16 protein-coding genes are annotated in these 21,186 nt (G+C 38.2%); 9 read left to right on the forward strand and 7 right to left on the reverse strand.

Translation table 11 applies throughout. From position 1 onward, the window contains the following. Positions 1–6 precede the first annotated feature (6 nt). Positions 7–735, reverse strand: a complete 729-nt coding sequence (locus H1P_RS08120; protein ID WP_144865986.1) for a pirin family protein — start codon at positions 733–735, stop codon at positions 7–9. A 111-nt stretch (positions 736–846) separates the two neighbouring features. Here H1P_RS08120 and H1P_RS08125 point away from each other — a divergent pair, with 111 nt between their 5' ends. The 3 genes from H1P_RS08125 (at position 847) to H1P_RS08135 (ending at position 5,699) form a co-directional block, all read left to right on the forward strand. Then, positions 847–1,731 carry a LysR family transcriptional regulator gene (locus tag H1P_RS08125; RefSeq protein WP_144865989.1) on the forward strand — a complete coding sequence of 295 codons (885 nt, stop codon included), beginning with the start codon at positions 847–849 and terminating at the stop codon, positions 1,729–1,731. A gap of 685 nt (positions 1,732–2,416) precedes the next feature. Further along, positions 2,417–4,843, forward strand: coding sequence for a tetratricopeptide repeat protein (locus H1P_RS08130; RefSeq protein WP_425461527.1), 2,427 nt, complete (start codon positions 2,417–2,419; stop codon positions 4,841–4,843). Between the two features lie 31 nt (positions 4,844–4,874). After that, positions 4,875–5,699, forward strand: coding sequence for a sulfurtransferase (locus H1P_RS08135; RefSeq protein ID WP_144865994.1), 825 nt, complete (start codon positions 4,875–4,877; stop codon positions 5,697–5,699). A 27-nt stretch (positions 5,700–5,726) separates the two neighbouring features. On the opposite strand, the gene H1P_RS08140 is transcribed toward H1P_RS08135, so the two are convergent. Together H1P_RS08140 and H1P_RS08145 are read right to left on the reverse strand one after the other, a co-directional pair. Next, positions 5,727–7,520, reverse strand: a complete 1,794-nt coding sequence (locus H1P_RS08140) for an EAL domain-containing protein (protein WP_186375888.1) — start codon at positions 7,518–7,520, stop codon at positions 5,727–5,729. 40 nt (positions 7,521–7,560) lie between these two features. Continuing rightward, complete coding sequence (locus tag H1P_RS08145; RefSeq protein ID WP_144865997.1) at positions 7,561–10,131, reverse strand: GAF domain-containing hybrid sensor histidine kinase/response regulator; 2,571 nt, start codon at positions 10,129–10,131, stop codon at positions 7,561–7,563. A 541-nt stretch (positions 10,132–10,672) separates the two neighbouring features. Between H1P_RS08145 and H1P_RS08150 the strand changes: the two genes are divergently transcribed. From H1P_RS08150 to H1P_RS08175, 6 genes are all read left to right on the forward strand, one after another. Then, positions 10,673–11,668, forward strand: coding sequence for an ABC transporter ATP-binding protein (locus tag H1P_RS08150; protein ID WP_144866000.1), 996 nt, complete (start codon positions 10,673–10,675; stop codon positions 11,666–11,668). Between the two features lie 100 nt (positions 11,669–11,768). After that, on the forward strand, positions 11,769–13,571 hold the full coding sequence (locus tag H1P_RS08155; RefSeq protein ID WP_246141524.1) for an ABC transporter permease subunit: 1,803 nt from the start codon (positions 11,769–11,771) through the stop codon (positions 13,569–13,571). Between the two features lie 160 nt (positions 13,572–13,731). Beyond that, the gene (locus H1P_RS08160) at positions 13,732–14,301 is read left to right on the forward strand and encodes a TIGR04376 family protein (RefSeq protein WP_144866003.1); all 570 of its coding nucleotides are present in this window, start codon (positions 13,732–13,734) and stop codon (positions 14,299–14,301) included. A gap of 99 nt (positions 14,302–14,400) precedes the next feature. Further along, positions 14,401–14,739 carry a P-II family nitrogen regulator gene (locus H1P_RS08165; protein ID WP_144866006.1) on the forward strand — a complete coding sequence of 113 codons (339 nt, stop codon included), beginning with the start codon at positions 14,401–14,403 and terminating at the stop codon, positions 14,737–14,739. Positions 14,740–14,848: 109 nt separating this feature from the next. Continuing rightward, entirely contained in the window at positions 14,849–15,361 is a 513-nt protein-coding gene (locus tag H1P_RS08170; protein ID WP_144866010.1) for a sterol desaturase, read from the forward strand. A gap of 93 nt (positions 15,362–15,454) precedes the next feature. After that, a complete protein-coding gene (locus H1P_RS08175) occupies positions 15,455–16,063 on the forward strand; it encodes a Crp/Fnr family transcriptional regulator (RefSeq protein WP_144866013.1) in 609 nt (202 codons plus the stop codon). Between the two features lie 373 nt (positions 16,064–16,436). Here H1P_RS08175 and mreD read toward each other — a convergent pair whose 3' ends face one another. From mreD to H1P_RS08195, 4 genes are all read right to left on the reverse strand, one after another. Next, positions 16,437–17,000 (reverse strand): rod shape-determining protein MreD, encoded by a 564-nt coding sequence (gene mreD, locus H1P_RS08180; RefSeq protein ID WP_246141526.1) that lies wholly within the window; start codon positions 16,998–17,000, stop codon positions 16,437–16,439. Positions 17,001–17,017: 17 nt separating this feature from the next. Then, positions 17,018–17,764 carry a rod shape-determining protein MreC gene (gene mreC, locus H1P_RS08185; protein WP_144866016.1) on the reverse strand — a complete coding sequence of 249 codons (747 nt, stop codon included), beginning with the start codon at positions 17,762–17,764 and terminating at the stop codon, positions 17,018–17,020. 69 nt (positions 17,765–17,833) lie between these two features. Beyond that, on the reverse strand, positions 17,834–18,871 hold the full coding sequence (locus tag H1P_RS08190) for a rod shape-determining protein (RefSeq protein ID WP_144866019.1): 1,038 nt from the start codon (positions 18,869–18,871) through the stop codon (positions 17,834–17,836). A 347-nt stretch (positions 18,872–19,218) separates the two neighbouring features. After that, a complete protein-coding gene (locus tag H1P_RS08195; RefSeq protein ID WP_144866022.1) occupies positions 19,219–20,952 on the reverse strand; it encodes a PilW family protein in 1,734 nt (577 codons plus the stop codon). Positions 20,953–21,186 lie beyond the last annotated feature (234 nt).

Consider the following 21,186-nt stretch of genomic DNA (forward strand, 5'->3'; position numbering starts at 1 on the left):
TTGTGCTTATTGAGCCAGATCGAAAAGTAAGATTTCGCCAACATCACTATTACCAACGAGAGTGATTTCTGGTTCATCAAAAATAGCAGCACCGTCACCAGCTTCTAATAGTTTGTCGTTGAGTAATACAGAGCCTTTAGCTACCTGTATCCAAACTGCTCTATTATTATCGATAGGATAGTTAATGCGATCTCGAAGAGATCCGCTTTGCGGGTCGCTATTTGTTAAATGACTTACATACAAGTCTACATCCTGATGGATAGTCACAGAATCATCTCTACCATTTTGTGAGCCTACTAAGGTTAGCTTTCCTTGTTTGGCTGCGGAGGAAAAGTTTTTTTCTTCATAGCTGGGTTGCAAGCCTGTTTGGTTGGGTAAAATCCAAATTTGCAAGAAATGTACTGGCTCTGTAGCAGAAGCATTAAACTCACTATGGGCGACACCCGTACCCGCAGAAATTCTTTGTACGTCACCAGGACGAATTACTGAGCCATTGCCCATGCTATCTTTATGTTCTAACCCACCAGATAAGACATAAGAGATGATTTCCATGTCTCTATGTCCATGAGTACCAAAGCCTTTAGCGGGAGTCACTCGATCTTCATTAATTACCCGCAGATTAGCAAAACCCATATGTTGAGGATCGTAATAGTTACCAAAAGAAAAAGTATGTTTGCTATCAAGCCAGCCAAAATTGGCTCTACCTCTTGCTTGTTGAGGACGAATTGTAATCATCTAATTCTTACCTCCTTTAGTTTTGTATCGTTATATTTATTATGCATTGATTCTTTTAAAAAGACAATATGATGTTTAATAGACATATTGTTTCTAAAATAGCGACAATTAATGGATAAATTAGCAGGTATGCGGGCGTTTACTCAGGTAGTAGCTTCGGGAGGTTTTGCTGCTGCTGCAAGAAAGATGGGGGTATCTCGCTCTACGGTGAATAAATTGGTAATTAATTTAGAAAACGAATTACAGATACAACTGTTGCAGCGAAGTACAAGACAAGTTAATCCTACCCCTACAGGATTGGTATATTACGAACGCTGTATCAATATTTTGGCAGAAGTAGAAGCAACCGAAATTGCTGTATCCCAATTACAACAACAGCCCAAAGGAACTTTAAAAATTAATGCACCGATGTCTTTTGGTACTTTGTATCTGGGAAAAGCGATCGCTGATTTTATGGTAGAATATCCAGAGTTACAAGTACAGCTTACTCTAGAAGATCGTTTTATCGACCCCATAGCAGAAGGCTACGATATAGTTATTAGAATTGCTCAACCTCAAGAGAATCGGGGTTTGGTAAGTCAGGTAATTGCTCCTGTTCCTAGGGTATTGTGTGCATCTGACAGTTATCTGGAAAAGCATGGTATCCCTAACCATCCCCAAGACTTGAGTAATCATTCCTGTTTACACTACGGACAGATAATTACAGGTAATCAATGGCATTTAGTAACTAAAGATGAAGAACACCGAGTTAATGTCAAAGGTGTAATGTGTTCTAACAATGGAGAAGTATTAAAAGATGCTGCAATTAATGGTTTAGGTATCGCTTTACTACCTATGTTTATTATTGAATCAGCCGTTAAACAAGGATTGCTAATAGTTTTAGATGTTGATTATCAACCACCAGAAATTGCTTTATGTTTGGTTTATCCTCTGAATCGTCATTTAACTACAAAGATTAAAATTTTTAGCAAGTTTTTTAAAGACCGTTTCTCGTAGGAACGATTGGCTAATAGCTCTGAGATAAGAAACAGTTGCGATATCATAAATTTAGATCGATCGTGAGAACATCATGTCAGAGGGTTTAATTGCCATCGCGGGAACGGAAAATGAAGCTAGAGAAGCAGATATTATTTTTGTTCATGGATTAGGGGGTGATGCTTGGAGTACTTGGCATCCTCAAGGTTCAACATCAGATACTGACTTCTTTCCCATGTGGTTAAGAGAAGATTTTCCGAACTTTGGTATTTGGTCGATGGCTTATGATTCCAGTCCAGTTAGGTTTAAAGGTAGTGAGATGCCTATCGTAAGTTTAGCTGACTACATAGCGACTGAACTGGTAGACTCACATGAATTAGGAGAAAAACCCCTAATATTTATTACTCACAGTATGGGGGGAATCTTAGTTAAGCAAATGCTGCGTAACGCTCAAGATTATGGGGATAGTTACAGAAAAAGCATGGTAGCACAAACTAAGGGTATAGTTTACATTGCCACGCCCCATTCAGGAGCAGCATTAGCCAGCTTATTGAAATTTTTGGGACTTATCACCTCAGTCAATACCAAAGAATTAGAAGCCAGTCATCCCCGTTTATTAGAACTAAATCGAGTACACCGCAGCAATGAAAAACTAGCACTAATTCCCATTCGAGTTTTTGGAGAAAGTCGCCCTACTAAGGGTTTTATGGTAGTAGACGGTGCAACCCTCGACCCAGGAATAGCAGAAGTCACGCCGACTATTTTGCCTAATGAAGATCATATTTCTATTAGTAAGCCTCAATCCAAAAATACTACTCTCTACAAAGCGGTTAGGACATTTATCAAGCGATGTTTGCGAAATAAGCAACCGTTACCAAATTTAAAAGCAACAGATCGAACTTTGCAAACCAAACCTATAGAAGTCAATACCTATATAGACAAGGGTAATTACAATGAAAATATTGGCGGAAACTATATTAATGTTGAAGGAAATTTGATTCAACAGTCTCAAGATGATTCGGGAATAAATCCTAAAAAAAAAACCCTGAATAATCTTCCTAACCATGGTGCGAGTAACTTTGTTGGTCGCGAAACTCAACTACAAGAATTAGATAAACTTCTTAATAACAATCAACAAGTAGCTATTACAGCCATTGCAGGAATGGGAGGAATTGGTAAAACAGAACTAGCTTTACAATATGCTTTGCAATCTCAAGATAAATATCCAGGGGGAGTTTGTTGGTTAAAAGCCAGAGAAGCCGACATTGGAACACAGATTATTGAATTGAGCGATATTCAACCCCCTGACGAATTTGATTTAGTTGCTAAAGTTCAATACTGCTGGCGCAATTGGCAAGACGACAGAAAGTTACTAATTGTGTTAGATGATGTTCTCAGTTTCAAAAAAGACTATTATCAAGACAAAATTGACCCCTATTTACCACCACCACAAGAAAAATTTAAGGTATTGTTGACCAGTCGTCAGCGACCAGGAACAAATATTAAAACCCTAGATTTAGAAGTATTGTCTCCAGAAGCAGCACTAGAGTTATTAACAGAGTTAGCTGGAGAATCAAGAATTAACGTTGAATTACAATTAGCAAAAGATTTATGTGAATGGTTGGGTTATTTACCCTTGGGACTAGAGTTAGTAGGAAGATATTTAGATTTACATCCCACTTTCACCATTGCTAAAACTTTAGAACGATTAGAAAAACAAAAGCTAAAAGCTAAAGCTTTACTCGACCCCGAACAAGCAGACATGACGGGACAGCTAGGAGTTGCAGCAGCGTTTGATTTATCTTGGTCAGAATTAAGCGCAGAGGCTCAATTACTGGGTTGTTATTTAAGTTTATTTAGTGACGAACCTTTTGCCTGGCTTTGGGTTGAAGTAGTTTATTGTCAAGCAGAAGACGAGACAGAAAGAGAAATGGAAATTGAATCATTAGAGGAATTAAGAGACTTAGAATTACTAAATTTGCATCTTTTAAAACTCAACGGAGAAGATGATAATTATCAGTTACACTCTCTAATTGCTCAATATTTTCGAGCCAAGTTAGAAGCTACCAAACAAGCAGAAGAAAAAAAACAAGCTTTCTGTCAGTTAATGATATATATTGCTCAATCAATTCCTCAGACTCCTACTTTAAGAAATAGATCGAGAGTTACTTTAGCTATTCCTCATTTCAGCAATGTGGCAACAGAACTGATTGATTATGTAGACGATGATAATGTTATTTGGTCTTTTATGGGTTTAGCTAGATTTTATAAAGGTCAAGGAGCATATAACCGAGCAGGACAATGGTGTGAAAATAATTTACAAATCTGTCGCACTCGCTTGGGAGAACAGCATCCAGATGTGGCAGCCAGTCTCAACAACCTGGCATATTTATATCAGTCTCAGGGGAGGTATGAGGATGCCGAACCCCTCTACATTGAGTCTTTAGAGATGAGAAAACAACTCCTGGGAGAAAACCACCCCGATGTGGCAAACAGTCTCAACAACCTGGCAGGATTATATCAGTCTCAGGGGAGGTATGAGGATGCCGAACCCCTCTATATTGAGTCTTTAGAGATGAGTAAACAACTCCTGGGAGAAAACCACCCCGATGTGGCAAGCAGTCTCAACAACCTGGCACTCTTATACCAGTCTCAGGGGAGGTATGAGGATGCCGAACCCCTCTATATTGAGTCTTTAGAGATGAGAAAACAACTCCTGGGAGAGACCCACCCCTCTGTGGCAAGCAGTCTCAACAACCTGGCAGGATTATATCAGTCTCAGGGGAGGTATGAGGATGCCGAATCCCTCTACATTGAGGTTTTAGAGATTGCAGAAACTATATTAGGAGAGAAGCACCCCTCTGTGGCAAACAGTCTCCACAACCTGGCATCCTTATACAATTCTCAGGAGAGGTATGAGGATGCTGAACCCCTCTTCATTGAGGCTTTAGAAATTGCCGAAACTACATTAGGTGAAAATCACCCCAACACTAACACTATTAGAGAAAACTTTAATTACACCGTAACCATGAGACTCTTACAAATGCCAGAAGCAGAGTTAAAAGAGCTTGTCCCTCCAGAAGTATTCGAGCAATTATTACAGTACAAAAAACAGTTGGACAATAACGAATAATGTTATTTTAAAAAAGTAAACTCGATCGCATATGAAACAAACAGAATATCTCGTCGATAGTGAATGGCTATCCCATCAACAAGATAACCCCCAAATAGTAATAATCGATTGTCGCTTTCAGTTAGCTAATCCCAATTGGGGAGAAGAACAATATCACAAAAACCATATCCCTGGGGCATATTACCTCAGTTTAGATCGGGATTTATCCAGTCAGGTACAACGCCACGGAGGTAGACACCCTTTACCAGATATAGAGGTGTTGGCGCAAAAATTTACCGAGATGGGAATCGTTAAAAATGAAACATTAGTAGTGGCTTACGATGATTCTCGCTTTGCTTTTGCAGCCCGCTTATGGTGGTTATTGCGCTATCTGGGACATGATAAAGTTGCTTTACTTGATGGTGGTTGGAATGGTTGGATCGATCGCAATTATCCCATAACGAATGCTATTCCCGAACCTAAATCGGGTAGTTTTACTCCACAGCCTAATCCAGATTGGTTAGTAGATATCGACACTGTTAAAGCTGCCAAAAATAATGATTCTGTAGTGGTGGTTGACTCCAGAGACAGCGATCGCTATACTGGATTAAGAGAACCGATAGATCCTATTGCAGGTAGTATTACTGGTGCGTTAAATTCTCCCTGGAAAAAAGTTTCTGATGAATCAGGGTATCTTCAATCTCTAGAAAAACAACAAAAGTTGTGGAAAAATTATCAGGAAGCAGAAGAAATAATTGTTTATTGTGGCTCTGGGGTAACTGCTTGTGTTAATTTGCTTTCTCTAGAGTTATCAGGATTTAAAAATACTAAATTATATCCTGGGGGTTGGAGCGATTGGTGTTCTTATTTGGTTTAAGTAGGAAGCATTTCTAACTCAGATTACTTACCATCGAGGGTTTTGACGGAGTAATTTACTGGCTTCTTCTGCATTGACAGGCTTAGAAAATAAAAATCCCTGTCCGAAATGACAATCTAACTCTCGGAGTTGGGATAATTGTTCTGTGGTTTCAATACCTTCGGCTACAACATCCATATTCATTACTTTAGCAATACTCAAAATTACGGGTACTAAACCAGGATTTTTGCTTGTTTGGTTGAGTTGCTTAATAAAACAGCGATCTATTTTTAGTGTGTTGACGGGAACGTTTTGTACTTGGCTCAAAGAAGAATAACCCGTACCAAAATCATCAATACTGAGTTGAATTCCTCGCTCCTGTAGTTGCTGAATCAGTAGTTTGGTAGATTGTAAATCTTGCATCATAGAACTTTCTGTAATTTCCAGTTTGATTGCTGTCGGATGTATCTGATTTTTGGTAAGAATACAGTCTATTTCTGTAATTAAATCGGTTTGGCTTAGTTGTTGGGCTGCTAGGTTAATGGCAATTTTCAGAGAATCAAATCCTTGCTTTTGCCATTGAGCTAACTGATGACAAGCTTCTTCCATAACTAAACTACCAATAGAACAAATTAAACCAGCTTCTTCCGCAACGGGTAAGAATGAGCCAGGAGGGATTAATCCTTTTTGGGGATGCAACCAACGAACTAAAGCTTCAAAACCCACAATATTACCCGTGGTTAAATTGACAATTGGTTGATAGTAAACAGTCAGTTCTTTTTCTTTAATGGCTCGATGCAAATCAGTTTCTATTTTGAGCAATTGATGAGCCTTTTCATACATTTTGGGCGTAAAAACCTGATATTTTCCTTTACCAAGGCTTTTAGCTCGATACATAGCTGTATTTGCATCTCTTAGTAAGTGTTCTGGTTGTTGGTAATCGTGATTGCTTTTAACAATACCAATACTGATATTAATGAAAATTTCATAATTATTACAATGAAAAGGCTGTTTAATACTATTGATAATAGTTTTTGCTACTTTAATTGCTCGGTCGAGATCGGAAATCGTCCCTAAGAGGATTGCAAACTCATCCCCATTTAAACGAGCCAGAATATTATTTTCTTCAACAATGCCACGTAAGCGATTAGCAATTTCTTGTAACAGTTTGTCTCCTATCAAATGACCGAGAGAATCATTAATAACTTTAAAGCGATCGCAATTGAGAAACAAGACTGTAAACTGATAGTGGGGATGCTCTTTAGCGTTTTGTAGCGATCTCTCTATCTGTGTTAAAAATTCAGAACGATTGACTAATCCTGTTAAACTATCATACATTGCCATCTCTCGAAGTCGTTCATTGGCAACAATCAATTGCTGGGTGCGTTCTCGAACTTTTTGTTCGAGTTGATTATTTAACTGAGAAATTTCTGTTTGTGCTGCTTTAATAGCTAATTGATTTTGTACTCTTGCTAAAACCTCTTCTACTTGAAAAGGCTTCATAATATAGTCTGCTCCTCCAACGTTAAAACCTTTAACCTTATCTAAGACATTATTCAAGGCACTCAAAAAAATAATAGGTATCTGAGATGTTTCAGAATTCTTTTGGAGTTTTTGACAGACTTGATAGCCATTCATTCCAGGCATCATGATATCTAGTAAAATCAAGTCTGGTGGTAGAGTTTGCACCACCTTTAAAGTCATTTTGCCACTGGTTGCTACACGAACAGCATAACCTTGTTCCGTCAACATACGCGAAAGCAACCGTAAATTTTCGATCGTATCATCCACAATCAAAATATCTTTGGGTAAGCATGGGGTGGATACTATGTTGTCAGTCATCTCTGGCACGATGTTTCTATTGTGAGCAATCATGGGATAGTTAAGGATTATTAACGCAGTCAAGAATGGCTTCAAATTGGAAGTCATCAATCAGTTTTGCTAAAGCAGTTTTAAGTTCTATTTTTTCTGGAGGAATTTCTTCGATTAGTTCTTGTAATGCCAGATAATTACCTTCGGCTCCCCTTTGATTAATTTGTTTAATCCACTCTGGTGGCATTACTTTAAGACTTTCTGCGTCGATATTAAAGTTCGTAGCTTTAGAGGTTACTTGCTCGCTCTTTGGCACTTGTTCGGCTTCTTGATATACATATTGCACACCCAAATATTGTGCCATTTTGTTAAATAATTCCTCGGTACGAAACGGCTTGCTTACCACATCATCACATCCATAAGTGATAATTTTTTGACGATCTTCTTCAAAAACACTAGCAGTAAGAGCAATAATCACCGTTGCTTGTCCTTGTAGAGAAGCTTTAATCTCTTGACTAGCTTCAAAGCCATTCATCACAGGCATTTGCATATCCATCCAGATTAATTGAGGTTGCCAGCTTTGCCAAATAGTAATTGCTTCTTGACCGTTAACTGCTTCTTTAACTTTAAATCCCACAGAGGTGAGGATTTTGACCATTAACTGACGATTGGTTAGTCTGTCCTCTGCTACCAAAATACGAAATTCTGGCTGATTGGGGACTAAAGCGATAGGGATAGCAGAAGATGTCGGGGATTGGTCAGCTAAAATAGAGGTTGCAGAAACTAGAGGAATAGTAAAGGTAAAGGTTGTTCCTTGGTTAACTTTACTGCTAACAGTTATTTTGCCCCTCATTAACTCAATAAAGACATTACTAATAGATAATCCTAAGCCTGTTCCCTCATTGCTCTGCTGTCCTGCTTGCGCCTGTCCGAAGGCGACAAATATACGATTTAGTTCTTCTGGAGCAATACCCAATCCCGTATCTTGAATGGTGAAGTAAAGCATAGATTGTTTGACCCCTACCTCTAGCTTTACCTGCCCTTGTTCAGTGAATTTAATGGCGTTGCCCAGGATATTAATTAATACCTGACGGAGTTTTTTGCGGTCTGTTTTGATGTATTGAGGAACATCAGAATGGCGTTGAAAAGATAACTGAAGTTGCTTGTATTGGGCTTTTAATTGAAATAGTTTTTCTAGTTCTGCTAGTAAACTGTATAAATCAAAGTCAATTTGATTGAAAAAGGCTTGTCCTGCTTCGATTTTGGACATTTCCAAGACATCATTAATCAAGCTTAATAAGTGTCTACCACTACTGTCGATTATATTAATGTATTCTTGATCGGCAGCAGAGAGTTCAGCCGATCTTTGCATTAGTTGGGTATAACCAAGAACAGCGTTGAGGGGTGTTCGTAATTCGTGGCTCATATTAGCCAGAAACTCACTTTTAAAATGATTAGCTTTTTCGGCTTCATTTTTGGCTACTTCTAATTCCCTTGCTTGTTGTTGAGTGCGTGCCAATAGTTCCCCTTGTTGTACTGCCACACCTAATTGTGTGCCAATTTGCATCATAATTTCAATTACTCCTGATTTCCATTGACGAGGAGCAGATAATTGATAGGCAAAAAGTAATCCCCAAAGACGGTTTTTCTTGTCTCCTGCTTCTTGGCGATCGCTAAATATAATAGGTACTACTAAGTAAGCTTTGGCTTGTAATTGCTCTAAAAGTTCTAAATAGCAAGCATCAAGATTGGCTTCGTAGACATCCGCCACTGCACGATAGCTGTTTTGACGGGAGACTCTGCCGAGGTTTTCTCTAGTATCACCAAAAATTTTCCCCTGAGATTCTTGCAAATAGGTATCTTCAATTGTTTTAAAAACACAATTATCTTGGTCAATAGCTACTTGAGTCAGTACCTTATTGTCTACCTGAGATATCAGATTAGACCAACCTTGGGCAACTGATTCGGCTACTATGTGACCGCTCCAGTCTGGGTTAAACTGATAAACCAATGTGCGTTCGCAATTAATAGCAGCTCTTAATTCTTCAGTAGTGTGGGCAAAAATCTGTTGTAAATCCAGAGTTTGTCTCATGCGCTGGACAATTCTGGTAATTGTCTGTTTCTGTTCTGCTGATTGTTGTAGTTGGGCAGTACGCTCTTGTACTCTGGTTTCTAATTCTTCATTAATACGACGTAACTCGGTTTCTGCTTTTTGACGCTCCACAATTTCTTTCTGAAGTTCCTGATTAACTCTCTCTAGTTGCTCTGGGGTTTTAAGAGATAAAAATCGGGGTAGCAACCTTGCCATGTTAACGGCTGTATAGCAAGAAATAATTGCAGTCAAGGCTTGTTCAATCCCTGATAACCAGTAAGCAGGATGCCATATTGTCCAAATTTCTAAGAGATGTCCTGTGCCACAGAATATTATAAACGCACCAAACATGACAAAGAAGCCTTGAAACGGCACGTCGCTGCGCTTAAAAACAAAGTACAGTAGCATAATAGGAATCGAAAAATAAGCAACTGCAATTAGCAAATCACTTATCAAATGAAGCAGTACTAAAGGAGTTTGCCAGAGATAGCAATGACCGTGGGGGATATAAAAATTAGGAGAAACAATATTAGTTATTAAATTGCTCATGCTCTTCTTCTAAAACTGAAGATTGAGTTTAAATATCGAAATTTTAACTTCTCATTATCTATTGTGTCTGTTGGCAAAAATCAATCAATTATTGCCCGATCGACCAATTCTTTCTTAGCATTCCCTTTTTAGCCGTCAAAATTGAGTTATAGTCATTCCAATTAATTTCCTGACGTTGTTAAACATCGGTAAAAGGATGCCTATCACGGATACCGCTTCCGCCTTAGGACTCGGCTTCGCCGTCGCGCGACCGAAGGAAGTCCGTGATTGGCATAAGGGATAATGGATCAAGGCTAAAAATTAGTACTAAATAACTGATGGTTTCGATTGGGAATTACTAGATAAATTACGCTCTCAAATATTCAAGAGATTCAGTCCAGAAGTAAGGAACAAGGAACCAGGAAAACCGTCGTATAAGCATATCTTAAGGACGCAAGTCCTCATTTTCTCTTTCCTCTTTTTTTGAGTGACCCTTTACCAAACATTCCCCAACCATGAATTACAATGAGCTATCATCAGATCATCTCTGACAGAAATTGAGATGACACAACAAATTACCGCAACTCACAACTCGACATTAGCGATCGCAACTTATGGTTTAACCAAGAGATATGATCGCCATATTGCTGTCAATGAAGTGGAGCTACGCGTCAAAAGTGGTGAAATCTATGGCTTGATGGGTGTTAATGGTGCGGGAAAAACCAGCATGATGAAGATGTTAGCAGCAGCAGAATCCCCCACCAAAGGAGAAATTTATTATAATGGCGATCGCTTACTCTTGGATAGTAGCAGTAGTAACATCAAGAAATATATTGGCTATCTTCCCGATAACTATCCTCTTTATGATGACCTGACAGTATGGGATTATTTAGATTATTTTGCCAGACTATATAAGATTCCTGCTAGTCGTCGTCGGGTGCGTGTTTACGAGGTATTAGAATTAGTTAAATTAGAAGATAAACGCAATAGTTTAATTCCTACTCTCTCAAGAGGGATGAAGCAACGCCTCGGTTTAGCCAGAACTATTATTCACGAGCCGATTATACTACTACTAGATGAACCCATTTCAGGATTGGATTCGATAGCTAGAAACCAATTCCGCTCTATTCTTCAAGTCTTACAAGAAGCAGGAATGACAATTGTAATCGCTTCTCCTATACTGAGAGACTTAACAGAGGTTTGTACTACTATAGGTATTATGGAGTATGGTTTTTTAGTTGATGATATTACATTGACTGATATTAAGCAGTATAAAACTTCACAACAAATCTTAGTAACGACTTTAGGAGAACTAACTGCTTTAGAAACCGCATTAAGCAAAAATTCTTTAGTTAAGGAGTGGCAAAGAATACCCAATAAAAATAGTTTGCAAGTCAAGTTTTTAGGAGGAGAATCAGATAGTGTTAATTTACTGCGATCGCTTATTGAGCAAGGGCTTCCCATAGCAGAATTCAACCAAATTGAGGAAGATTGGGAAACTATTTTGCTAAAAAGAAGAAACTACTTTAATGAAAATAATGACGCTTTTTCTCCGTAATATTATATTCAAAGACAAGTATCAAAAAAAGATTAGAAAGAGATTATATAAAGTCAGTTGTATATCATATCGAGAAATTCTGTATTAGAGATTAAACGCCATGACACAATACATGAAGCCTACTAATAAACTGATAGATTACGTTAATCGTTTTGGAGGATGGAATCCTCAATTTCTCAGGGAAATTAAGGGAAAATTAACAATTAAGAATGTGATTGTGATTACTACAATCGCAATTTTTAGTCAATTGTTTATTGTAATTGCTAACTTAGCCAAATTACCTGATGCTAGTCAAGAAATTTCTCATAACTCATCAGAATTAATTTATTCAGCAATTCCTCAGTATAGTCGTTACTGTATTGGAAAAGCTTCAGATTCATTGCTATGTCACCAAGATATGCATAACAATTGGGTGATTAATTGGCAACTTTTTTGGTTTGATATTTTTGTAACTTTAAGTGTTATTGGAACTGTATTACTATTAGTTCTGGGAACTTACCTTTTAATTAATAATGCGATCGCAGAGCAAAAACAAGGTACTTTAAATCTAATTCGTCTCAGTCCTCAATCTGCGGAAAGTATTCTTGTGGGGAAAATTTTGGGTGTTCCCATATTACTTTATTTATTTGTCGCTTTAGGTTTACCCTTACAAATTATTTCTGGGTTACAGGCTAACCTTTCTTTGAGTTTAGTGATTGCTTTCGATCTCGCTGTTATGGCTAGCTGCGCTTTTTTCTATAGTGTTGGTTTGCTAGTGAGTTTTGTTGCTAATAAATCTGTTGTTTCTTGGGGAGTTGCCATTGCGATCGCATTTTTCTTGGGTTTAACAACTATATTAAATTTAGACCATTATCAATCCAACACTCAGACACTACTGGATTGGTTATTGCTATTTAATCCCCTCAATTTAATCATTTATATAGGTCAAACTACGGGAATTCCTTATCATCATTTTGATTACCCAGATTTTGGCTTTTTTGGCAGTTATTTATCTGGTTATGATTATGATAAAAATTATATTGAACCAATCGCTTTAAGTAATCTCTTGTTTTATGGAAAAGCTCTCTGGACAAAAGTGGGTTTTGGTATCGGCTTAATGATAGCTAACCATTGCTTGTGGAGTTATTGGATTTGGCAAGGCTTAAAACGTCGTTTTTATAACCCAGAAAATACAGCTATTAGTAAACAGCAAAGCTACTGGATTACAGGTTATTGCGTAGCTGTCGCTTTAGGATTTTCTCTTCAAGGTACAGAAAATGGTCAAGGTACAGGAGAATGGCTTTTCTTCAATATAATATTGGTACAGTTGTTGCTGCTAATCTTATTTTTAGGGTTCACTTTTGCTTTAAGCCCTCAGCATCAGACTCTACAAGATTGGGCGCGTTACCGTCATCAAATGGGCAACAAAAGAAGTGTTTTATGGCGAGAATTAATCTTGGGAGAAAAAAGCCCCTCAACATTTGCGATCGCAATTAACATTCTGATTGCTACCCTATACATCATTCCCTCTTTGATTATCTTTCCTTTTGATGATATGGCAATTAGTGCCTTTTGGGGTTTGATTTTAACGATGGGTATGGTTTTATTTTACTCTGCGATCGTTCAATGGATATTGTTCAGTAAAAGCAATCACAAGGAAATCATCGCCTCTGGGGTCATAATATCTTTAATTGTTCTACCACCACTATTGTTATCTCTCAAAGGTTTATATGTTGGTGAAGCACCTCTGACTTGGATGTTTACCTTTGTACCTTATGCTGCAATAGAATATGCTACGCCTTGCACCATTGCATTGGGTATCTTAGGACAGTGGTTAGCAATCACCCTAGTATCATTACAAATGACCAGACAACTACGCCAAGCAGGGCGATCTGAAAGTTATAGAATCTTGAAGAATGGTTAGTTTTTGGTTGTAGTTAGTAGTTAGTGGGTAGAGATTGGGTAATAGGTAAAGATAATTTTTACTCGCTACTGCGATGCGCGATGCGTAGCGAGTCCTTTAGGGCTACTTATCCTCTTACTTCTCCATCTCTTCTATTTCTTAATTCTTCCTTCCTTAAAACATGAGCATTTTCGACGACATTAGCCAATTCTTAGAAAACCAACTGGATGAATTTTTACGTAACAATCCCCATTTAGAATTACAAGCGATTGAAGAACAGCTAAAAGAACAAGAGAGAGATACTTTAAAACTGCTTCTCGATCTCAAAAAACAACAACAAAGCTTGCAAGATGAAATACTGGCGATCGCAAATAAAATTCAAACTTGGCATGGTAGAGTTAGCAAAGCGAAAAATGCGGGTAGAGAAGATTTAGCTAATGCAGCCCAGGAAAGAGAAGCAGCCCTAATGCGAGAAGGTAATCAAGTATGGGGCAAAATGGAAGGTATTAAAACCAGTATTGCCAAATCTCAAGAACTTTTACAGCAGATAGAGCAACGTCGTAAAGAAGTCAAAGCAAAATACAATCAAACTCGAACCCAGACTCAGCCAAACAAAGATAGTAGCTACACTACAGGCTGGAATCAAGGGACAACTACCCAAGATACAAGTTCTGCCGATTATTTAGAAGCAGAATTTCAAAAATGGGAACTAGATGAAGAATTAGAACAAATGAAGCGGAATATGAAATAAAATAGGGGTCAGATTTCAGAATAGAGTAGAGTAATTTATATTTGTTAAGGTGAGGTGGGCTATGCCCACCTTTTTTTATTCTACGGAGAATTTTCAGCTTTGAAAAAAGTAAGCGCGATTATTCATTCTCACAAGCTAGATGATGTCAAACTAGCTTTACTTGGTGCAGGAGTTATTGGCATAACAGTCTCAGAAATTAGAAGTTTTGGTACTCCAAAAGGTTCAACTACTCGTTATCGAGGCAATGAGTATAAAGTAGATTTTATCTCTAAATTGAAAATAGAAACTATCATTGAAGACAATCTTGTGGAAACTGTTGTGCAAGAAATATCTTTAGCTGCTCGTACAGGCAATGTTGGCGATGGAAAAATTTTTGTGTCCCCTATGGAGCAAATCATTAGAATTAGAACGGAAGAAAAAGGAATTGCTGCTATTTAAAGTATTTTAAGAAAATATTAAACCATTTAACCTGAGATATTAAGACAGTATTAAAAAAATCTTAATATTAATCGATTAAGCTTGCTCTAGAAAAGTGAGGAAGCTTAATGTGTTTTTAGTTAAAATAATTTTAATAGCAACAACTTTACTATTATTAGGAGATTTTATCTCAACTTTTTTTTATCACGTACCAGAACATGTCTTTGGCAAATTTCACTCTTTAGTACATCATGGAAAAAACCGTAGCTTTATTCATTATGCAGTTTTAAGTAAAAACCCTTTAGTGCTTTTAGATGGTTTTGCAGGAGCTTTACCCTACTTTATCTTCACTCCCTGGCTCTGGCAAATATCTCCTATCGGTACTATTGTTGGCTTATTTTTAGGGGAATTTCATGTAGTTTGGCGACACGTTTCTATTATAAATTGGCAAACTCCTAAGCTAGTTCAAATAATATGTAATTGTCTTTTTATCACCACTCCAGAACGCCATTGGTTACACCATAAGGATGCTAATTTAGCTTTTGGAGATATTTTTACTTTTTACGATCGCCCTGCCCAAAAATGGCTATTTTTCTTGATTTCTCTCCGCAAAAAGTACTTAAAATTTCGCAAATTAGCTTAAATTTAACCTGAAGATAGCGAATATTTTACCTTTATTATTTAAACTTTGTGTTGTGACAACAAGACATCGTTGCTAGTCGGAGATTTACTACTCGTGCTTTTAAGTGATAGACCCGCATTGAATCTACAGCTAGAGAAGAAAAAATATCGAGAAGAACAGTACTTAGATTTGTATCAAAAAGGAGAAGAAATTCCCCTTGTTAATTCTGGACTATGGCAGGTGTACCAAGGAGTAGTTCAGCTTAATCGTTTTAATCAGAGTCAAGGAGAAGTTGTTATTGGTTGGGTGACTCCTAATCATGTCTTTGGCAGCACAGTCAACAATAATTCCGCCTATTGTGCCATTGCCATGACAGACGTTTATGTTAGACACTATCAACCCAAAGAAATCATCCGAAACCCTCAACTAGCTCGCCAATTGCTATCAGAGTTAAGCTATCGCTTAGTAAAATCAGAACAAATGGTAGCGATTACTTCTCTCAGAAAAGTCGAAGACAGATTGCTAGGACTTTTAACGATGCTTAAGGGCGAGATGGGACATCCTGTAGCAAAAGGGACTCGTCTGACTGCTCGCTTTACCCACCAAAATATTGCTGATGCCATTTGCACTACCAGAGTGACTGTAACCAGAGTTTTCGGCGATTTGCAGAATAAAGGTTTATTAGAATTTGATAGCGATCGCCATTTGATTATAAAATTCTAGAACTCACTTAGCATTTGGGAAGCTAATCTAATCCACATAGAAGTTGCATATTCATAACTCAGGAAACAAAATGTTTCTATCCATATCTATGGATCTATCTATCTTGAAAGTCGAAATAGGACACCCCACCCGTTAAACTTTTTGGGGCTAGCGGGCGGTGAAATGAGGACTAGATTGCTTCTCGACACAAATTTTGAGTTGTTCCACAGTAACCCCTCTACAAGCAGCAACACATTAATAACCAGTCCAAAAATAAGACTTACCATAAAAATATTTATCACTAAGTTCGTGGTATTCTTTACGGATTAATCTCTAACTCAGGTGTTTTTAGCAGTGGATTTACTTACTGAAAAGTGACGTTAACTCCACAAGCTTAATCTGCTATCATTTCCCACCAGCGATTGAGAGGAGCATAAATCGCAGGAGTCCAAAGACTGGTTATTACGGCAGAAGTAGTCGTGATTCGTAAATAGTCTTGCCACACATCAGAAAAAGAGCGAATTTGTAGCCAGACATACTGTAAAGCAAAAATTGTCTCCGCCATAATTGCCATCACAAAAACAATCAGTGCCATAGAGACAAAATCCTCTCCAAGGTATCTTTCTTTATTCAGACTAGCTGTAATAACCCCCACCGTGACTAAACTTAAAACATGAGAAGGATTACCCACACTCAAACCATCATAAATCCACCCTAAAGCAACTCCAGCGATCGCTGCTTGCCAGATCGAACGCTTGACACTCCAAGCAATTAGCCAAATTAATAGCCAGTTAGGAGTAATCCCCAGCAACTCCATCCCAGGAAGACGTAGCAAATATAAGAGACAACATAGAATCACAGAACTGACTATGACTAAGGCATTGAGAAAAAACATAAAAGGATCGAGAATGAAGGAGGAAGGAGGAAGGAGGAAGTTATAAACAGTAAGACAAATCAACCACTAACCACTAATCATTAACCTAATTTTGGTTTAAAAGGACGAATTACTACCCATTCCAGTAAGTCTATCGGTGCAGTTAATTGGATTTCTGCTTCTGGTGCAGCACCGCGATCATAATCAATGGAAATTACTCGTCCAATAGTCATCCCGTGAGGATATAAATTACCCAAGGGAGAAGTTGCGATCGCATCTCCTTCTTTAACATCAGTTACTTTCGAGAAAAATTGCATCACCGCAGTTTGGGAATTTTTACCCCGTAGATAGCCTAAATTACGACTTCGAGAAACCGTCACCCCCACCCTGCTATTAGGATCGCTGATGAGCAAGACACGACTGGTATGGTCAGTAACACTAACAACTCTCCCGACAATACCCCCAATACCCAATACTATATATCCAGGCTCTATACCTTCATTGCTACCCTTGCCTAACGTTACCTGATTCCACCAACTATCAACGCTACGACTAATGATAGGGGCAATAACATCAGATTGTTGTTCTGTATCTACTTGCTTGACAAGTTCCGTAAATTGCTTATTTTGCTGCTCTAGCTCGGTAATTCTTTGCTCTAACTCTAAAATACGCGCATTAGTTAAGCGATCTTCAATTTTTAGCTGATTTTGGGACTGAAAAGGCGCAGACATCAGATAATGAGCCTCTACAATGGGGGCTGCTTGAAAATATTTCAAAAACCAAGCGATCGCCAAAACTGCAACACCAGCTACTATTTTAAGATTTTGCCTTTTCTGCCAACGATTCATGACTTATGCTTAATTTAGACTAGCCTCGTCTCTAGAAATTGATAAATAATTAATAATAAAAATAAAAGTTTAAACCAAGACAGAGCGATCGCTGAAAACTCGATCTAAACTGGGGTCTTCTAGTACTCTACCAGTACCTAAAACTACACATTTCAAAGGATCGGCAGCTATATGGGTAACAATACCAGTTTCTCTTCCCACTAGCACATCCAAACCTGTTAACAAGCCTCCGCCACCAGCTAACATGATTCCCCGATCTATAATATCTGCTGCCAAATCAGGAGGGGTTTGTTCTAAAGTTCTTTTAATTGCGTCAATAATTGCTGAGACGGGTTCAGATATAGATTCGCGAATTTCTCCTGCCGTGATACTAATCGTTCTTGGTAAACCAGACAGCAGATGTAAACCACTTACCTCCATAACCTCTTCTTCCTCAACTACAGGATAAGCAGAACCCAAATTGAGCTTGATTGATTCTGCGGTGTTTTCTCCCACAGATAATTTATGCTCTCTTCTCACATAATGCATAATCGACTCGGTTAGCTCATCTCCTGCAATTTTGATCGACTCACTAATAACTTTTCCTTGAGAACTGATAACCGCTACTTCTGTTGTACCCCCACCAATATCCACAATCATATTCCCTGTGGGTTCGGCAACAGGTAACCCAGCCCCAATTGCTGCTGCTACAGGCTCTTCAATCAAATCTACTTCCTTGGCTCCTGCTTCAGAAGCTGCTTCCATGACCGCTCTGCGCTCTAGCTTAGTTACGCCACTAGGAACACCAATTACCATACGGGGACGAACGAGAGGAACACCATCACAAACACGCCGAATAAACTCTTTGAGCATAATTTCAGTTGCATCAAGATCGGCAATAACACCATCCTTGAGAGGACGCACCGCATCAACGGTTTCTGGAGCACGCCCCAACATTAGCTTAGCCTCTTTGCCTACTGCTCTTGGTTCTTCAGTTTTCTTTTCAATAGCGACAACCGAAGGTTCTTCCAAGACAATTCCTTTACCAGACACATAGATTAAGGTGTTAGCAGTTCCCAGATCTATACCAATATCTCTTGATAGATTAAAACGACGAAAAAACCTCACGGTTGATAATGTCTCCCAATTGAGCGATCGCTTTTTGAATAGCTGTCCGAGTCTAATCTACACTCAATATAGCAGTAATGTCGAATGTTAAATCGAATTTACGTTTGGGTTTGTGTTTTTATGATAACTTTTCGATTCAAGTGAGCTACAAATGACCGACGGAGAAATAAAGAAATATTAAAGACGCGGAGATTGATTAGTTTTAAATTGGTGTAGGCGAGACTGCCTATAAAAAAATACAGAAGTAACTATCAATTACCTCTGCAAATCGAACTGTTCAAGATGGCTGTTAAGACGAAAAGATTATCTGTGAAGTATCAACTATTAACTTTTAGTTATTGCCATCACTACTGATGATCCTCCTCAAATACGTCGTGACGCATGATTAATACATTATCCTGCATATCAAATCCTGGATGTGCATCATTGACGCTAGTGCCATATGTTCCAAAGCCGTTATCATCTTGACCAGTTTCAAAAGCGATAATACGTTCATCTTCGGCTAAGTTGTTATTAATAGTGTATGTCTCATTATTACTGTCATAAGTAGCAAGACCTTTTGCCTCTAAAAACTGCCCTAATGATTGATTCTCGTTTCCGTTATCAGGATTATTATCAAAATCATAACCACCATACAAAGGTGCGGAAGCAACATCACTAGTCGTATCGATTGCTGTTACATTTGGATCGAGAACACTACCCCTTTTTAAGACTATGACCTTACCAGATGGGTCTACATTAGGATTATTGTAGTTGCCATTTGAATTGTCTCCGTTAAAGGTTTTATAAAAGTCAGTGTCATCAGAACGACCAGATGCAGAAACTTGAAACTTGATAGTATGTGGAACCGTATAACCTGGTCTCGAAAAAACATTTGGATCTGGATTTGGGTCTAAAAAATCACTTAAGCTTGTGTCTTCATCAAATCCATCTGATGGGGAATTACCTCTACTAAGAGCACCAGTTTGTCCAACAGGAATAGAATAAATAGTTAAGTCATTCCCTGAATTAATATCAATGGGTTGAGCTTGTCTACCAGTTTCGTGAATCCATTGCGTGGCATTGTTCGTTGCCGAAGAGTTATAAGGATTATTATCAAAATCCATTCTCATCGTCCATTGTTGAGGTACTCGGGGGTTTCCATTAGCATCATAGTTCTGGTTTCCATTTTCATCATATACTGGCTGACCATAAACATCAAAGTTGGGATTGCTAACATAATCGGCTGTTAAAGATCTCATAGTAATAGGACTGACTGGACCTGCAACTGCACTACTAACAGTTGCATTTTTTGCTCTAGCTACAGCTCTAGTTTCTGCGGTGTAGTTACTATCGTTTCCTGCTATGTTATCAGCGTCAATCCCCCCTGTGACAAATATTTGGGCAGTTTCACCAAAACCATCAGCATCATCATCACTGTCTTGAGCATTAACTACGCCATCTCCATTAGTATCAACTGTTCCGTCTTCTACAACTCTGTCTCCGTCATCATCAACAACACAAGCAAAAAAGCCTTGATAAGATACGCTTATAGGGTTTCCAGAACCATCCACACCGCAATTTGTTGATTGATTTGTATTATCTATTTGGTCAATTAAGGCATCATTATCCCAAGCAGCAGGATTAGTTGTATTTGTGTACTCTCCACTGCTATTTAAGTCAGGACCCCATCTATATATAACCAAAGGTCCTTGCCAAGGAGAATTCGCTTGAGGAGGAGCAACTGAATAAATAATTCTTTCATCAACTCCTGGTACTCTTAACACTAACCGCGCCGTAGCACCAGTGGGAGGAGTGTAGTTTCCTGCAACTGTATTTAAGTTACCGCTAGATGTATCAACTTCAATACTTTGGGCGCGTCTTAATTCATCAGAGATAAATTCAACAGCACGGGAGGCATCTTGTCTGGCATTGGTTTTTGCGTTTTCTCTGCCAGTGGCTGCCATGATTTGATAGAGTCCGAAGCCTAATGCACCAGTAACAAAGATACTCATAATTAACCCTGTGAGTAACTCAGTGAGGGTAAAACCAGAGTTGGGTTGAGTTTTTTTAAGAAATTTTTTTATTTTTTTATTATGCATAGTTGATTTTTTATACTTTGAGAAATTGTGTTGATTAAGCTGACATAAAAATACGTAACCAGAGGGTGCTATTTATTTTTGTAGTTCTGCAAAAAAATGAATAATTACTTTCCTAACATTAAAAAAAAATTTTTGATCGTTAATTTAGAAGTCTCTAACATTGTAGAAACTACTAGATTTGATTGTAAATTGTGGAAGTTACGGAAATAAAACATAAAGTGATATTAAATTTTT

The sequence above is a fragment of the Hyella patelloides LEGE 07179 genome (assembly GCF_900659865.1).
In the GTDB taxonomy this organism is placed as follows: Bacteria; Cyanobacteriota; Cyanobacteriia; order Cyanobacteriales; family Xenococcaceae; genus Hyella; species Hyella patelloides.

What these genes read in the sequence shown, in the direction of transcription:
- H1P_RS08120 (WP_144865986.1), bottom strand. Translation starts at nt 735, where the DNA reads ATGATTACAATTCGTCCTCAACAAGCAAGAGGTAGAGCCAATTTTGGC.
- H1P_RS08125 (WP_144865989.1), top strand. Translation starts at nt 847, where the DNA reads ATGGATAAATTAGCAGGTATGCGGGCGTTTACTCAGGTAGTAGCTTCG.
- H1P_RS08130 (WP_425461527.1), top strand. Translation starts at nt 2,417, where the DNA reads ATGGTAGTAGACGGTGCAACCCTCGACCCAGGAATAGCAGAAGTCACG.
- H1P_RS08135 (WP_144865994.1), top strand. Translation starts at nt 4,875, where the DNA reads ATGAAACAAACAGAATATCTCGTCGATAGTGAATGGCTATCCCATCAA.
- H1P_RS08140 (WP_186375888.1), bottom strand. Translation starts at nt 7,520, where the DNA reads ATGACTGACAACATAGTATCCACCCCATGCTTACCCAAAGATATTTTG.
- H1P_RS08145 (WP_144865997.1), bottom strand. Translation starts at nt 10,131, where the DNA reads ATGAGCAATTTAATAACTAATATTGTTTCTCCTAATTTTTATATCCCC.
- H1P_RS08150 (WP_144866000.1), top strand. Translation starts at nt 10,673, where the DNA reads ATGACACAACAAATTACCGCAACTCACAACTCGACATTAGCGATCGCA.
- H1P_RS08155 (WP_246141524.1), top strand. Translation starts at nt 11,769, where the DNA reads ATGACACAATACATGAAGCCTACTAATAAACTGATAGATTACGTTAAT.
- H1P_RS08160 (WP_144866003.1), top strand. Translation starts at nt 13,732, where the DNA reads ATGAGCATTTTCGACGACATTAGCCAATTCTTAGAAAACCAACTGGAT.
- mreC (WP_144866016.1), bottom strand. Translation starts at nt 17,764, where the DNA reads ATGAATCGTTGGCAGAAAAGGCAAAATCTTAAAATAGTAGCTGGTGTT.
- H1P_RS08195 (WP_144866022.1), bottom strand. Translation starts at nt 20,952, where the DNA reads ATGCATAATAAAAAAATAAAAAAATTTCTTAAAAAAACTCAACCCAAC.